The organism is Rhodopseudomonas sp. AAP120 (assembly GCF_001295845.1).
Taxonomy (GTDB): domain Bacteria; phylum Pseudomonadota; class Alphaproteobacteria; order Rhizobiales; family Xanthobacteraceae; genus Rhodopseudomonas.
The window spans coordinates 1-13151 of the sequence record NZ_LJIC01000213.1; the positions used below are offsets into that span (position 1 = coordinate 1).

Annotated in this window: 11 protein-coding genes; 6 read left to right on the forward strand and 5 right to left on the reverse strand. The window is 66.4% G+C overall.

From position 1 onward, the window contains the following. Positions 1-265: 265 nt before the first annotated feature. The 3 genes from IP86_RS27055 (at position 266) to IP86_RS27065 (ending at position 3008) form a co-directional block, all read left to right on the forward strand. Positions 266-685, forward strand: coding sequence for an acyl-CoA thioesterase (locus IP86_RS27055; protein ID WP_054165551.1), 420 nt, complete (start codon positions 266-268; stop codon positions 683-685). A gap of 80 nt (positions 686-765) precedes the next feature. Then, complete coding sequence (locus IP86_RS27060) at positions 766-1923, forward strand: ABC transporter substrate-binding protein (protein ID WP_054165552.1); 1158 nt, start codon at positions 766-768, stop codon at positions 1921-1923. 299 nt (positions 1924-2222) lie between these two features. Beyond that, positions 2223-3008 (forward strand): GGDEF domain-containing protein, encoded by a 786-nt coding sequence (locus IP86_RS27065; RefSeq protein ID WP_054165553.1) that lies wholly within the window; start codon positions 2223-2225, stop codon positions 3006-3008. Positions 3009-3025: 17 nt separating this feature from the next. On the opposite strand, the gene IP86_RS27070 is transcribed toward IP86_RS27065, so the two are convergent. Genes IP86_RS27070 through IP86_RS27080 form a run of 3 tightly spaced genes read right to left on the reverse strand, consistent with a single transcriptional unit; the run spans position 3026 to position 6554 of the window. Then, entirely contained in the window at positions 3026-3742 is a 717-nt protein-coding gene (locus IP86_RS27070) for an ABC transporter ATP-binding protein (RefSeq protein WP_054165554.1), read from the reverse strand. Further along, positions 3739-5508 (reverse strand): branched-chain amino acid ABC transporter ATP-binding protein/permease, encoded by a 1770-nt coding sequence (locus tag IP86_RS27075; protein ID WP_054165555.1) that lies wholly within the window; start codon positions 5506-5508, stop codon positions 3739-3741. The genes IP86_RS27070 and IP86_RS27075 overlap by 4 nt, the downstream gene beginning before the upstream one ends. A gap of 5 nt (positions 5509-5513) precedes the next feature. Further along, positions 5514-6554, reverse strand: coding sequence for a branched-chain amino acid ABC transporter permease (locus IP86_RS27080; protein WP_054165559.1), 1041 nt, complete (start codon positions 6552-6554; stop codon positions 5514-5516). Between the two features lie 162 nt (positions 6555-6716). Between IP86_RS27080 and IP86_RS27085 the strand changes: the two genes are divergently transcribed. Further along, positions 6717-7235 carry a MarR family winged helix-turn-helix transcriptional regulator gene (locus IP86_RS27085; protein ID WP_054165556.1) on the forward strand — a complete coding sequence of 173 codons (519 nt, stop codon included), beginning with the start codon at positions 6717-6719 and terminating at the stop codon, positions 7233-7235. Positions 7236-7329: 94 nt separating this feature from the next. On the opposite strand, the gene IP86_RS27090 is transcribed toward IP86_RS27085, so the two are convergent. Next, positions 7330-9054, reverse strand: a complete 1725-nt coding sequence (locus IP86_RS27090; protein ID WP_054165560.1) for a cation:proton antiporter — start codon at positions 9052-9054, stop codon at positions 7330-7332. Positions 9055-9100: 46 nt separating this feature from the next. Between IP86_RS27090 and IP86_RS27095 the strand changes: the two genes are divergently transcribed. Together IP86_RS27095 and IP86_RS27100 are read left to right on the forward strand one after the other, a co-directional pair. Continuing rightward, positions 9101-9682, forward strand: a complete 582-nt coding sequence (locus tag IP86_RS27095; protein ID WP_082364289.1) for a DUF3124 domain-containing protein — start codon at positions 9101-9103, stop codon at positions 9680-9682. 129 nt (positions 9683-9811) lie between these two features. After that, positions 9812-11386 carry an adenylate/guanylate cyclase domain-containing protein gene (locus IP86_RS27100; protein ID WP_054165557.1) on the forward strand — a complete coding sequence of 525 codons (1575 nt, stop codon included), beginning with the start codon at positions 9812-9814 and terminating at the stop codon, positions 11384-11386. Between the two features lie 276 nt (positions 11387-11662). Here the strand turns inward: IP86_RS27100 and IP86_RS27105 are convergent, their stop codons facing one another. Continuing rightward, positions 11663-12943: a glycerate kinase type-2 family protein gene (locus IP86_RS27105; RefSeq protein ID WP_054165558.1), complete on the reverse strand. Its 1281-nt coding sequence runs from the start codon at positions 12941-12943 to the stop codon at positions 11663-11665. Between the last annotated feature and the right edge of the window lie 208 nt (positions 12944-13151).

Consider the following 13151-nt stretch of genomic DNA (forward strand, 5'->3'; position numbering starts at 1 on the left):
ACCGCCAGGGGATATGGATTCCGGGCCCGCGCCAAGGGGCGCGTCCCGGAATGACGAACTTTGATGTGGCCATACTGGATTAGCGCCGATGCTCACCAACCGCAGCGACGAGCACAGCCTCAGCGTTCGTCATTCCGGGACGCCGCGCAGCGGCGAGCCCGGAATCCATAACCACTGTCAGGGGATATGGATTCCGGGCCCGCGCCAAGGGGCGCGTCCCGGAATGACGAACATTGATGTAACGATACTGGATTAGGTACTGCCCATGCTCACCAACCGCCGCGACGTGCAGATTCAGTGGGGCGACTGCGATCCCGCCAATATCGTCTACTACCCGCGCTACTTCGCGATGTTCGACGACTCCACCTCGGCGCTGTTCGCGGCGGCCGGCTGCTCCAAGCAAGATCTGGTGCGGGTTTATGGGCTGGTCGGCATTCCGATGGTCGACACCCGCGCCAAGTTCTACATCCCCTCGACCTATGGCGACGTGATCACGATCGAGAGCCGGATCGAGAAATTCAACCGCTCGAGCTTCGAGGTGACCCACCGGGTGCTCAAGGGCGAGGCGCTGGCGATCGAGGCGTTCGAGACCCGGGTACTGGTCGGCCGCGATCCCGCCGATCCGGACAAGCTCAAGTCGAACCCCATCCCGGCCGAGATCGTCGAGAAGTTCATGCGGGGCTGACTCGTCGCCCCGCATGACGTAAGAACACCCTACGACAACCAGGCCGAACGGCCGTCAGCATCACGAGGGAGGAGGAGCAGATGAGCAAATTCAAGCTGTCCGTTGCCGCAATGGCCGTGGCGATCGCGCTGCCAGCGCTGTCCGGCGCCGCGCTGGCGGAGACCAACGAAATCACGGTGGGCATCAGCATCACCACCACCGGCCCGGCCGCGGCGCTCGGCATTCCGGAGCGCAACGCGCTGGAATTCGTGCCGAAGGAAATCGGCGGCCACCCGATCAAGGTGATCGTGCTCGACGACGGCGGCGATCCCACCGCGGCGACCACCAATGCGCGGCGTTTCGTCACGGAGTCGAAGGCCGACGTGATCATGGGCTCGTCGGTGACGCCGCCGAGCGTCGCGATCTCCAACGTCGCGAACGAGGCCCAGGTGCCGCATTTCGCGCTGTCGCCGCTGCCGATCACGCCGGAGCGTGCCAAGTGGTCGGTGGTGATGCCGCAGCCGATTCCGATCATGGGCAAGGTGCTCTACGAGCATATGAAGAAGAACAACGTGAAGACCGTCGGCTACATCGGTTACTCCGACAGCTACGGCGATCTGTGGTTCAACGATCTGAAGAAGCAGGGCGAGGCGATGGGCCTCAAGATCGTCGCCGAGGAGCGCTTCGCGCGTCCCGATACCTCGGTCGCCGGCCAGGTGCTGAAGCTGGTCGCCGCCAATCCGGACGCGATCCTGGTCGGCGCGTCGGGCACCGCCGCGGCACTGCCGCAGACCGCGCTGCGCGAGCGCGGCTATAACGGCCTGATCTACCAGACCCACGGCGCCGCCTCGATGGACTTCATCCGCATCGCCGGCAAATCCGCCGAGGGCGTGCTGATGGCGTCGGGCCCGGTGATGGATCCGGAAGGTCAGGACGACAGCGCGCTGACCAAGAAGCCCGGCCTCGAGCTCAACACCGCCTATGAGGCGAAGTACGGCCCGAACAGCCGAAGCCAGTTCGCCGGCCATTCGTTCGACGCCTTCAAGGTACTCGAGCGTGTCGTCCCGGTCGCGCTGAAGACCGCCAAGCCCGGCACGCAGGAGTTCCGCGAGGCGATCCGCAAGGCGTTGATGACAGAGAAGGACATCGCCGCCAGCCAGGGCGTCTACAGCTTCACCGAGACCGATCGCTACGGCCTCGACGACCGCTCGCGCATCCTGCTGACGGTGAAGAACGGCAAGTACACCATCGTCAAATAACCGCAGCGCGCGGCCTCGCCGCAATCGCGGTCCCGGAGGATCCTGGAGCCGGCCTCGTTCGCGCGAGGCCGGCTTCGTGCTGAGCGGCAACTGCCAAGTCCCGGCGCGTGCGCTGCTTGTTCCGCACGAGTCGCAGCGATCGTTCGATTGCGTTAGCGATGCGTTAAGTCTGATGACTCGGATTGCTCGGATTTAACGTGATTGCCATTCAGGGTTTGGTACCACTGCGTGCATTGGACCTCGCGGAGTGCGCGAGCCAAGGGCTGTGCGGCGCGTCGCCGCTCGGGTGATTGCAGGGCATGCCGAATTCGATCGTGACGCGTCGCGACGTGATCCGCTACACGGCTGGCCGGGTGGCCATCGCCGGCGGTCTGACGGCTGTCGTGACGATGATCTTCCTGATCGCCGACCTCGGCACCGATCCGCAGGCGCTGGTCCCGGTCGGCAAGGTGGCGACGGCGTCGATGATCGTGGCGCTCTCGGTGTCGATCGCGCTGTCGGGCGCGCTGAGCTTCCGGTCGGCGCTGCTGATGCGGCAATTGGCGTTGACGCGCGCCGAACTGATGCGGGTGTCGCGCACCGATCCGCTGACCGGCCTGCTCAACCGGCGCGGCTTCGACGAAGCCGCCGCGCTGCTGCTGGCGCAGGCGAGCGCTGCGGGGCAGCGGGTGGTGGCGCTGATGTGCGACATCGACCGCTTCAAGGCGATCAACGATCGCTATGGCCACGATGCCGGCGATCGCGTGCTGGCTCGGATCGGCGACATCCTGCGGGATTTCGGAACGCACAACGACGTGCTGATCGCCCGCCACGGCGGCGAGGAATTCGCCGGGCTGATGCTGGATGTCAGCGATGAGGAAGCGACGCGCTACGCGCTGGCGCTGTGCCGGCTGTGTTCGACCGACGTCACCGGCGGCGGGGTCGACGTGCCGGTGACGATGAGCTTCGGACTGGCGACGCATCTTCCCGGCGGCGACCTGCCGGCATTGATGCGGCGGGCCGACCAGGCGCTGTATCGCGCCAAGGATCTCGGCCGCAATTGCGTGGTGCAGATCGACGAGGTGGAGGCGGTCGCCGTCTGCTGACGCCGCCGCGCAATCACCTAGGCGTGCGAGAAGCCCAGATAGCTCGCCACCACCTGCTCGTTTTCCGCGACTTCCGAAGCCGGGCCGTCGAGCACGAATTCACCGAGCTCCATAACATAAGCACGGTCGGCGATCGCCAGCGCCGCCTTGGCGTTCTGCTCGACCAGCAGCACCGAGACGCCGGCGTCGCGCAGTTCGCCGACGATGCGGAAGATGTCGGCGACGATGATCGGGGCGAGGCCGAGGCTCGGCTCGTCGAGCATCAGCAGTTTCGGCGCGCCCATCAGCGCGCGGCCCATCGCCAGCATCTGTTGCTCGCCGCCCGACAGCGTGCCGGCGAGCTGCTTGCGTCGCTCCTTCAGCCGCGGAAACAGGCCGTACACCCGCTCCTGGGATTGTGCGGCGACCGACTTGGCGATGCGGAAGGCGCCGAGTTCGAGATTGTCCTCCACCGTCATGGTGGCGAACAGCTCGCGATGCTCCGGCACCAGCGACAGACCGGCGGCGACGCGGTCTTCGATGTCGAGGCGGGAGATGTCGACGCCGTCGAACGTGACGCTGCCCTTGAGCGGGAAGATCCCCATCGTGGCGCTCAGCAGCGTGGTCTTGCCGGCGCCGCTGGCGCCCACCACGGTGACGATCTCTCGCGGACGCACCTCGAGATTTACGGAACGGACTGCCTCGACTTTGCCATAAGACACCGAGACGTCGGAAACCCGCAGCAGCGCGCTCATGACAGCGCTCCCAGATAGGCCTTGATCACTTCGGGATTGGTCTTGATCGTCGCGGGCGTGCCTTCGGCGATGCGGGTGCCGAAATCGAGCACGACGATGCGGTCGGCCAGATCCATCACGAAGCCCATGTCGTGTTCGACCAGCAGCACCGACATGCCGCCGTCGCGCAGTTGCCGCAGCAGCGCGGCGAGGCGCTGCTTTTCCATATGACGCAGGCCCGCGGCGGGCTCGTCGAGCAGCAGCAGCACCGGATCGGCGCACAGCGCACGCGCGATCTCGACGATGCGCTGCTGGCCGAGCGACAGACTGCCCGCGAGCTGATCGATTTCGGCGCCGAGTCCGACGCGCTCGATCTGCTTGGTGGCTTCGGCGAGCAGTTTGGCCTCGTCGGCGCGGTCTAACCGCAACATGCTCGACAGCGCGCCGGCATTGCCGCGCAGATGCGCGCCGATCGCAACGTTCTCCAGCACTGTCATATCCGGCACCAGCTTGACGTGCTGGAAGGTGCGGGCGATGCCGAGCTGGACCACGTCCTGCGGCGGCGCGTTGTCGATCGGCTTGCCGTGCAGCTCGATGCGGCCGCCGGTGGTCGTGAGAATGCCGGTGATCAGGTTGAAGGTGGTCGACTTGCCGGCGCCGTTCGGGCCGATCAGCGCGACGATCTCGCGCGCATGAACGTCGAACGACACGTCGTTGACCGCGACCACGCCGCCGAACTGCTTTCGCGCCCGCTCGACCTTGAGCAAGGTACCGGTCTCGGCGAGGGTCCGTTCGCGCGGTGCCAGCGCCGCGCTGGAGTCGATCCGGGCGCGGCGGGTCTTGATCGGGATCAGGTTGCTCAGCCATGGCCAGACGCCGCCGGGCGCCAGCTGGAGCAGGATCACCAGCAGGATGCCGAACACGATGATCTCGAGCTGGCCCTGGCCGCCGAACAGCAGCGGCAGATAGCTCTGCAGCACTTCCTTCAGCACGATCACGATCGCCGCGCCGAGCACGCCGCCCCAGACGTAGCCGGCGCCGCCGACCACGGCGATGAACAGATACTCGATGCCGGCCTGAGGGCCGAACGGCGTCGGGTTCACGTTGCGCTGGAAGTGCGCGTAGAGCCAGCCCGACAGCCCCGCCAGCACCGCGGCGTAGATGAAGACCAGCAGCTTCGCCTGCGCGGTGCGGACGCCGAACGCTTCGGCAGCGATATGGCCGCGGCGCAGCGCGCGGATGGCGCGGCCGGTGCGGCTGTCGAGGAGATTCATCGTCAGCAGGGCGCTGATCAGCACCATCGCCCAGATCACGAAATAGATCGACTGCGGCGACCACATTTCCAGTGAGCCGAGCGACAGTGGCGGAATCCGCGAGATGCCGTCATTGCGGCCGAGGAAATCGAGCTTGCTGAACAGATAGAACAGCGCGATGCCCCAGGCGATGGTGCCGAGCGGCAGATAGTGTCCGCTGAGCCGCACGGTCATCAGTCCCAGGATCACCGCGGCGCCGCCGGCGACCAGCAGCGACAGCGGCAGCGTCAGCCACGGCGAGAGGCCGTACACCGTGGTGATGTAGGCGGTGGTGTAGGCGCCGAAGCCGCAAAACGCGGCCTGGCCGAACGAGGTGAGGCCGCCGACGCCGGTCAGCAGCACCAGGCCCATCGCCACCAGCGCGGCGAGGCCGATATTGTCGAGCAGCACGATCCAGAACGGCGGGATGCCGGGGATCAGCGGCAGCGCCGCCATCACGAGCGCGAACACGAGGATGGGAAGCCAACGCGGCATCGCGCTCAATCCTTCTCTTCTTCGACCGCGGGGGCGGCGAGCGAGCGCAGCACCAGCACCGGCAGGATCAGCGTGAAGACGATGACCTCCTTGTAGTTCGAGGCGTAGAACGAGGAGAACGCCTCGACCACGCCGACCACGATCGCCGCCACCGCAGTGAGCGGATAGCTGATCAGGCCGCCGATGATCGCGGCGACGAAGCCCTTGAGGCCGATCAGGAATCCCGTGTCGTAATAGAGCGTGGTGATCGGCACGATCAGGATGCCGGAGATCGCGCCGATCACCGAGGCGAGCAGGAAGGCGAGCTGGCCGGACAGCGAAGTGCGGATGCCGACCAGACGGGCGCCGAGCCGGTTGACCGCGGTGGCGCGCAGCGCCTTGCCGTAGCGGGTATAGCCGAAGAACAGCCACAGACCGATCATCACCACGATGGTGATGGCGTAGACGGCGAGGCTCTGGCCGGTGAAGCGCAACGGGCCGAGCGTCACCGCAGCATCCGATAGTGGCGGGCCGCGCAGACCTTCGGCGCCGAAGAACACCAGGCCGAAGCCCTGCAGCGCGAGATGGACGCCGACCGAGGCGATCAGCAGCACCAGCACCGAGGTGTGCGCCAGCGGTTGGAAGGCGATACGATACAGGAACAGGCCGATCGCGGCGACGATCAGCAGCGACAGTGCGATATTCACCGCGACGCCCGGCTTGGTGGCCGGGAGCGCCATGGTGAGCCCCAGCACGATCGCCGGGAATACCAGATAGATCAGAACCGCACGGATCACCTTGCCGGTGCGGAGCGATTTGCGGATACCGAACAGCTCGAACGCGAAGGCGACCACGCCCATCACCATCGCCAGATAGGCGGTGCCCGGCGAGCCGCCGGTCGACAGCGTCGCGTAGGTCAGCGCGCCGAAGGTGATGAATTCGCCCTGCGGGATCAGGATCACGCGGGTGACCGCGAAAACCAGCACCAGCGCCAGCCCGAGCAGTGCGTAGATCGCACCGTTGGTGATGCCGTCCTGCAGCAGGAACAGCAGAATCGTGGTGTTCAAGCGGACGCTCCCCTCCGACAGAGTGCGGCCCCGCCGCGACCCGCCGCCGGCAGTTGAATTCTGCGCGGCCAATTTGATATGATGCATAACAATTATCGATTATAAGCTCAAGGCCCGCGCGAACGGGTCGCCAACAATCGATCAGCAGCGAGAGCCGAGGCAATGCCCGTTTCCAAATCTGCCGTCGGCAAGCCGCTTCGCCCCGCCCGCAAGGACCCGCCCCCGGCCGATCCGACGCACGAGGCCGGCGAGCTGGCGATGGGCGAACTCGCCGAGCTGCTCGGCTACGCGCTGAAGCGCGCGCAGCTTCGGGTGTTCGAGGACTTCCTGCACAGCGTCGCCCCGGTGCAGCTCACCCCGGCGCAATTCTCCGTGCTGCTGCTGCTGGACGCCAACCCCGGACGCAACCAGACCGAGATCGCCACCACGCTCGGCATCCTGCGGCCGAACTTCGTGGCGATGCTGGACGCGCTGGAAAGCCGCGGCCTGTGCGTGCGCACACGCTCGCCGAGTGATCGCCGCTCGCACATCCTGATGCTGACCGACAAGGGCCGCGCCACGCTGGCGCGCGCCAAGAAGCTGGTCGCCACCCAGCACGAAGCCCGGCTCGTCGAACTGATCGGCGAAGACAACCGCACCGCGCTGCTGGCGATGCTGGCGAAGATCGCGCGCGAGTTCTGAATGGGCCGGCGAAGGCGCTAAACCGCGGCCTGACGTTGGCGCCGCCCTTGCCAGCCCAGCGAAGCAATCCGAACCGGTTCGGTAGCTCTTGGATCTACGGCAGCACTTCGCGCCGTTCCGCCAGCATCGCGTCGAGTTCGGCGCGTTTGTCGCCGAGCAGGCCGTCGTCGGCGGCGGCGATCACGTTGAACAGTTCTTGCGCGTCGCTGATCCGGGTCACCGTCACGTAGTCGGCGCCGGCGACGTAGAGCGCATTGACGTCGGCCAGCAGATCGGCGGTCGCCACGATCTTCGCGGTCGGATTGAGGGCGCGGACGTGGCGTACCAGGCGTTCGTTGGTGGCGCCCTTGAGCAGCGAGTCCGGCACGCTGAGGATGATGATCTCGGCGTTGCCGACGCCGGCATGCAGCAGGGTGTCGACATTGCTGATGTCGCCGTAGACGACGTGCATGCCGCGCGCGGCCAGCGTGCGATAGACGTTGGGATTGAAGTCGATCACGGTGATCTGCTTCAGCAGCTCTTCGTTGCGTTGTTCGATCTCGCTGATCAGGGCGCTGGCGGCGCGGAAGAAGCCGAGGATCACGATCCGCCGTGCGGCGCCGTGGCCGGATTCGTGATCGGCATCCTCGGCCTGATGATCGAGATCGCGCAGGCCGAGCCGCTTCAGCAGGCGGATCGCCCAGCGGCTGATCGGATCGCTGCGCACCATCACGAAGGTCGACAGCACCGCCAGCAGCACGAAGGCGAACGACGCCGCGCTGGCGGTCTCGGTGCGGATATGGCCGGCCGGGATACCGGTCTGGATCACCACCAGCGAGAACTCGCTGATCTGCGCGAGATTCAGCGCCGGCAGGAGGCTGGCGCGCAGACCCTGGCGCATGAAGTACAGCGGCACGAAGGTGGTCACCACGCGGCTCACCACCGTGAAGGCGGCGATCGCCAGCGCCATCGTGATGATCGAGCCGTTCGGGATCGGGATCGTCATGCCGAGCGCGACGAAGAACAGCGTGATGAAGAAGTCCCGCAGCGTCGTCACCTTGGCGGTGACGTCGAGCGCGTAAGGGAAGGTCGACAGCGACACGCCGGCGACCAGCGAGCCCATCTCGCGTGACAGATGCAGCCGCTCGGCGATCTCGCCGATCAGAAAGCACCACGCCAGCGCGCCGAGCAGCACCAGCTCGGGTGTGCGGGCGATGCGGTGAAACAGCCACGGCAGCACATAGCGCGACAGCACCAGCGCGGTCGCGACCAGCGCCGCGACGCGGGCGATCGACAGGATCAGCACGCTGATCTGCAGGTCGGCGAGGCTCGGCTGCACCGCGAGGAATAGGATCGCGAAGATGTCCTGCAGCACCAGGATGCCCAGAGTGATGCGGCCTGGCAGGGTGTCGAGCTCGCGCTTCTCGTACAGCACCTTGACGATGATCACGGTGGAGGACAGCGCACAGGCGACCATCAGATACACGGCATCGAACTGACCACCGCCGATCGCCAGCCCGATGGTGGCGAAGAATGCGATGCCGAGCAGACAGCCGCCGACGAGTTGCACGCCCGCCGCCACCAGGATCACACTGCCGGCGCGCACGATCTTCTTCAGGTCGATCTCCAGCCCGATCATGAACAGCATGAAGATCAGGCCGAGCTCGGAAATCACCGAGATCGATTCCTGCGACTGCACCAGACCGAGGCCGAATGGACCGATCACGAAGCCGGCGATAAGATAGGCGAGGATCAGCGGCTGACGGAAGAAATGGGCCGAAAGACCGAGCATCCAGGCGAACAGGATGCACAGCGTAATGTCGCGAATCAGGTCGTGCATGCCCTCGGCCGCCGTTGAGTGGATGCCGTACAATAAGGGTAATGCCATGCGATCGAAAGACATAACTCGGACCGATTGTCTGGCCGGCCGGATCGGCGCCTGCTACCGGGGCGGGCTGATTGCCATCGGGCTGCTGCTGTCGTCGGCAGTTCCGACCCTTGCGCAGAATAGGGAAGGTCCGCGCCTTGAGCAGACCTTCGCGGCGGCGCTGACCACGCTGCCGGCCGAGCCGCTGTCGACCAGTGGGGCGGTCTATGTGCCGGCTTATTCCAGCGTCTCGATCGCGCAAGGCAACGCGCGCGCCGATTTCTCGGTCACGCTCAGCGTCCACAACGCCTCCGAGACCAAGCCGCTGGTGATCCGGCGGATCGCGTTTTTCGACGGGACCGGCAAGATGGTGCAGAGCTATCTGAAGCAGCCGGTGGCGCTGAAGCCGTTCGCCACCATCGAGGCATTCGTGCCGACGCTCGACACCCGCGGCGGCACCGGGGCGAATTTCGTGGTCGATTGGGCCGGCAGCGGCGAGATCGCCGAGCCGGTGGTCGAAGCGCTGATGCTCGGCACCTTCGCCAACGGCCACTATGCCTTCATCTCGCAGGGCCGGCCCATCCGAACCGCCGGCCGCTGAACCGGCTGCGCCGCCGGATCGCCGCAGCGTCACGAATTCGGTAGCGTTGCACCGTTGTGTCTTCTCAGCCGTGGCGGCTCGCTCTAGGTTCCGTTCGCCGGGACCAAGACAGCAGGGCGAGGCGGGCGGATGGATGAAGACAATCGGCAGACACTCCGGCGGCGCAGCGGGCTGACCGCCGGTTTGATCGCGGTGCTGCTGCTGGCGCTGCCGGTCGCCGTGTGGCTCGACCTGACCAATCTCGCCGACGCGGCGCTGCGACGACAGGCCTCCGACCTGAACTCCGTGATCAAGAGCGTCCGGCATTATTACGCCGCCAACGTCGTCGGCCGCATCCTGGAGCATCCCGGCGACGTCAAGGTCGTGCACGACTATCAGAACATCCCCGGCGCGATCCCGATCCCGGCGACGCTGTCGCTCGAACTCGGGCGGGTGATCGGCGAACAGCAGAGCAACATCTCCTACCGCTTCGTCTCGGACTATCCGTTCGCCAATCGCGCGCCGCACGAGCTCGATGCGTTCGAGCGCGAGGCACTGGCGGCGTTGCGCAAGGATGCGAGCGCCAACATCGTGTCCGGCAAGGCCGGCCTGTTCAGCGACAGCGTCCGGCTGGTGTCGCCGGTGACGATGGCGCCGGCCTGCGTCGCCTGCCACAACGTGCATCCGGAAAGTCCGAAGACCGACTGGAAGGTCGGCGACGTCCGCGGCATTCAGGAGGTGACGATCACCCAGCCGATCGCCGCCAATCTGTTCTCGTTCAAGTTCCTGCTGGCTTACTTCGCGCTGGCAGCGGTCTGCGGCGTGTCCTTCCTGGCGATGCAGCGGCGGCAGGCCGACCGCATCGTCGCGATGAACAAGGAGCTCGAGACCAACAACGACTTCCTCGCGTCGCTGTCGATGAAGATCTCGCGCTATATCCCGCCGCAGATCTACAAGAGCATCTTCTCCGGCCAGAAGGACGTCACCATTCACACCGAACGCAAGAAGCTGACGATCTTCTTCTCGGACATTCAGAACTTCACCGCCACCACCGAGCGGCTGCAGCCGGAGCTGATCACCCAGCTGCTCAACGAGTATTTCACCGAGATGTCGGAGATCGCGCATCGCTACGGCGGCACGATCGACAAGTTCATCGGCGATGCAATGCTGATTTTCTTCGGCGATCCGGAGACCAAAGGCGACCGTGCCGACGCGCAAGCCTGCGTGCGGATGGCCTGGGCGATGCAGCGGCGCCTCGCCGAACTCAACAGCAAATGGCGCGCCGCCGGCATCGAGCAGCCGTTCCGGGCGCGGATGGGCATCAACTCCGGTTATTGCAATGTCGGCAATTTCGGCAGCGCCGACCGGATGGACTACACCATCATCGGCGCCGAGGCGAACCTCGCGGCGCGGCTGCAGTCGATCGCGGAGCCGGGCGGCATCGTCGTCAGCTACGAAACCTACGCGCTGGTCAGCGAGATCATCTCCGCCCACACGCTGCCGTCGATCACCATGAAGGGCATCAGCCGCGACGTGGTGCCCTACGTGATCGACCATCTGCACGACGGCACCGAGCAATCCGAGGTGGTGATCGAAAAGATGCCGGGCCTCGATGTCTATCTCGACACCGCCGCGCTGGCGCCGACCGACAGCGACAAGGCCCGCGCCATCCTGACCCGCGCACTGCAGTCCCTCGACAAACGCGATTTGCGGCCAGCGGAGTAGGGGCTTGCTTCAGCCCCACAGCCAGCAACACACACAGATCGTCATCGCCGGACTTGATCCGGCGATCCATCTTCTTCGAAAGGATGGATGCGCGGGTCAAGCCCGCGCATGACGGGAGAGTGATCACGGCCCATCCGTCATTGCGAGCCAACGGGTCCGGCCTTCGGCCGGCCCGATGACAGGCTCCGCGAAGCAATCCAGAGGCGCACTGCTCGGAGCTTCTGGATTACTTCGTCGGCTTCGCCTCCTCGCAATGACGAGAGAGGCGGGGGGGCCTCAGACCAAAATCACCCGGATATCGTTGACGTTGGTCAGCGTCGGGCCCGTGAGCAGCAGGTCGCCGGTCTGTTCGAACAAGGTGGTAGCGTCGTTGTTCGCCAGCGTTGTGGCGGGGTCGAGTTTGAGTTCGTCGATCTTGGCGAAGGTGCGGGCATCGATCAGCGCGCCGGCGGGGTCGGTGGCGTTGCCGACGCCGCCATCGGCGCCGTCGGTGTCGGCGGCGAGCGCGGCGATGTCCGGCATGTCTTTGAGATGCTGCGCCAGCGCCAGGGCGTATTCCTGGTTCGGGCCGCCGCGGCCGTTGCCCCGCACCGTAACGGTGAGTTCGCCGCCGGACAAGATGGCCAGCTTCTTCCCGGCCGCACGGGCCTCGCGCGCCAGTTTGGCGTGCGCGGCGGCGACGTCGCGGGCCTCGCCTTCGAGGTCGGCGCCGAGATCAAGCACCTCGTAGCCGGCGTCGCGCGCCACCTTGATGGCGGCGTCGAGTGATTGCCGCGGAGTCGCGATAATCTCAAATCGGGCGTGTGCGAAGGCCGCATCGCCGGCTTTGGCGCTCTCGTTGCGCGGATCGTCGAGCGCGGCACGCACCGCGTCGTCGATGTCGAGCTGATAGCGCGCGACCAGTGCGCGGGCATCGGCCAGCGTGGTCGGATCGGGGACGGTTGGTCCGGACGCGATCGCGGACGGCTCGTCGCGCGGCACGTCGGAGATCGCCAGCGTGACGATCTCGGCGGCATGCGCCCCGGCGCGGGCGAGGCGGCCGCCCTTGATCCGCGACAGATGCTTGCGCACCGCGTTGACCTCGCCGATCGGCGCGCCGGAGCGCAGCAGTGCGCGCGTGGTCTGCTGCTTTTGCGCCAGCGTGATGCCCTCGGCGGGCAGGATCCAGTTGGCCGAGCCGCCGCCGGACAGGAGCACGAGCAAGAGATCATCCGGCGTGGCCGTGGCGGCGAGTGCGAGGCTGGCTTCGGCGCCGCGCAAGCCTTCGGCGTCGGGCACCGGATGGCCGGCCTCGATCACCTCCATCACGCGGGTCGGAACGCGGTGGCCGTGGCGCGTGGTGGCGATGCCGACCAACTTCGCGGGATCGAGCCCCAGAGCGTCGAGATAGTGTCGTTCGGCGGCAGCGGCCATCGCGGCGGCGCCCTTGCCGGCGGCAAGGCAGATGATCCGCCCGCGCGGCACCGGCGGCAGATGCGCCGCGAGGATGCGGTCGGGATGCGCCGCCGCAACGGCAGCGTCGAAGATGGCGCGGAGCAACGGGCGGTGATCGATCATCCGCCAGTTGTGGCAGGCGCGCCGCAGGGCGGCAAGAGAGCGCCACGCAAAGCCTCACGCCTGCGCACGCAATCTCTCGACGTCTGAGGCGCGTCGTCCTGAACCCTCTCCCCTTGTGGGAGAGGGTGCCGTCGCGCAGCGACGGCGGGTGAGGGGTCGCCGCGCGGAAGGGGCTCTCTTTGAAGCACGAGCGTATTGCGCGTGACGC

Excerpts from the sequence above, each read along its gene's own strand:
- IP86_RS27075 (WP_054165555.1), bottom strand. The coding sequence starts at position 5,508 with ATGCCGCGTTGGCTTCCCATCCTCGTGTTCGCGCTCGTGATGGCGGCG.
- IP86_RS27105 (WP_054165558.1), bottom strand. The coding sequence starts at position 12,943 with ATGATCGATCACCGCCCGTTGCTCCGCGCCATCTTCGACGCTGCCGTT.
- IP86_RS27070 (WP_054165554.1), bottom strand. The coding sequence starts at position 3,742 with ATGAGCGCGCTGCTGCGGGTTTCCGACGTCTCGGTGTCTTATGGCAAA.
- IP86_RS27055 (WP_054165551.1), top strand. The coding sequence starts at position 266 with ATGCTCACCAACCGCCGCGACGTGCAGATTCAGTGGGGCGACTGCGAT.
- IP86_RS27090 (WP_054165560.1), bottom strand. The coding sequence starts at position 9,054 with ATGCACGACCTGATTCGCGACATTACGCTGTGCATCCTGTTCGCCTGG.
- IP86_RS27095 (WP_082364289.1), top strand. The coding sequence starts at position 9,101 with ATGCGATCGAAAGACATAACTCGGACCGATTGTCTGGCCGGCCGGATC.
- IP86_RS27100 (WP_054165557.1), top strand. The coding sequence starts at position 9,812 with ATGGATGAAGACAATCGGCAGACACTCCGGCGGCGCAGCGGGCTGACC.
- IP86_RS27085 (WP_054165556.1), top strand. The coding sequence starts at position 6,717 with ATGCCCGTTTCCAAATCTGCCGTCGGCAAGCCGCTTCGCCCCGCCCGC.
- IP86_RS27060 (WP_054165552.1), top strand. The coding sequence starts at position 766 with ATGAGCAAATTCAAGCTGTCCGTTGCCGCAATGGCCGTGGCGATCGCG.
- IP86_RS27065 (WP_054165553.1), top strand. The coding sequence starts at position 2,223 with ATGCCGAATTCGATCGTGACGCGTCGCGACGTGATCCGCTACACGGCT.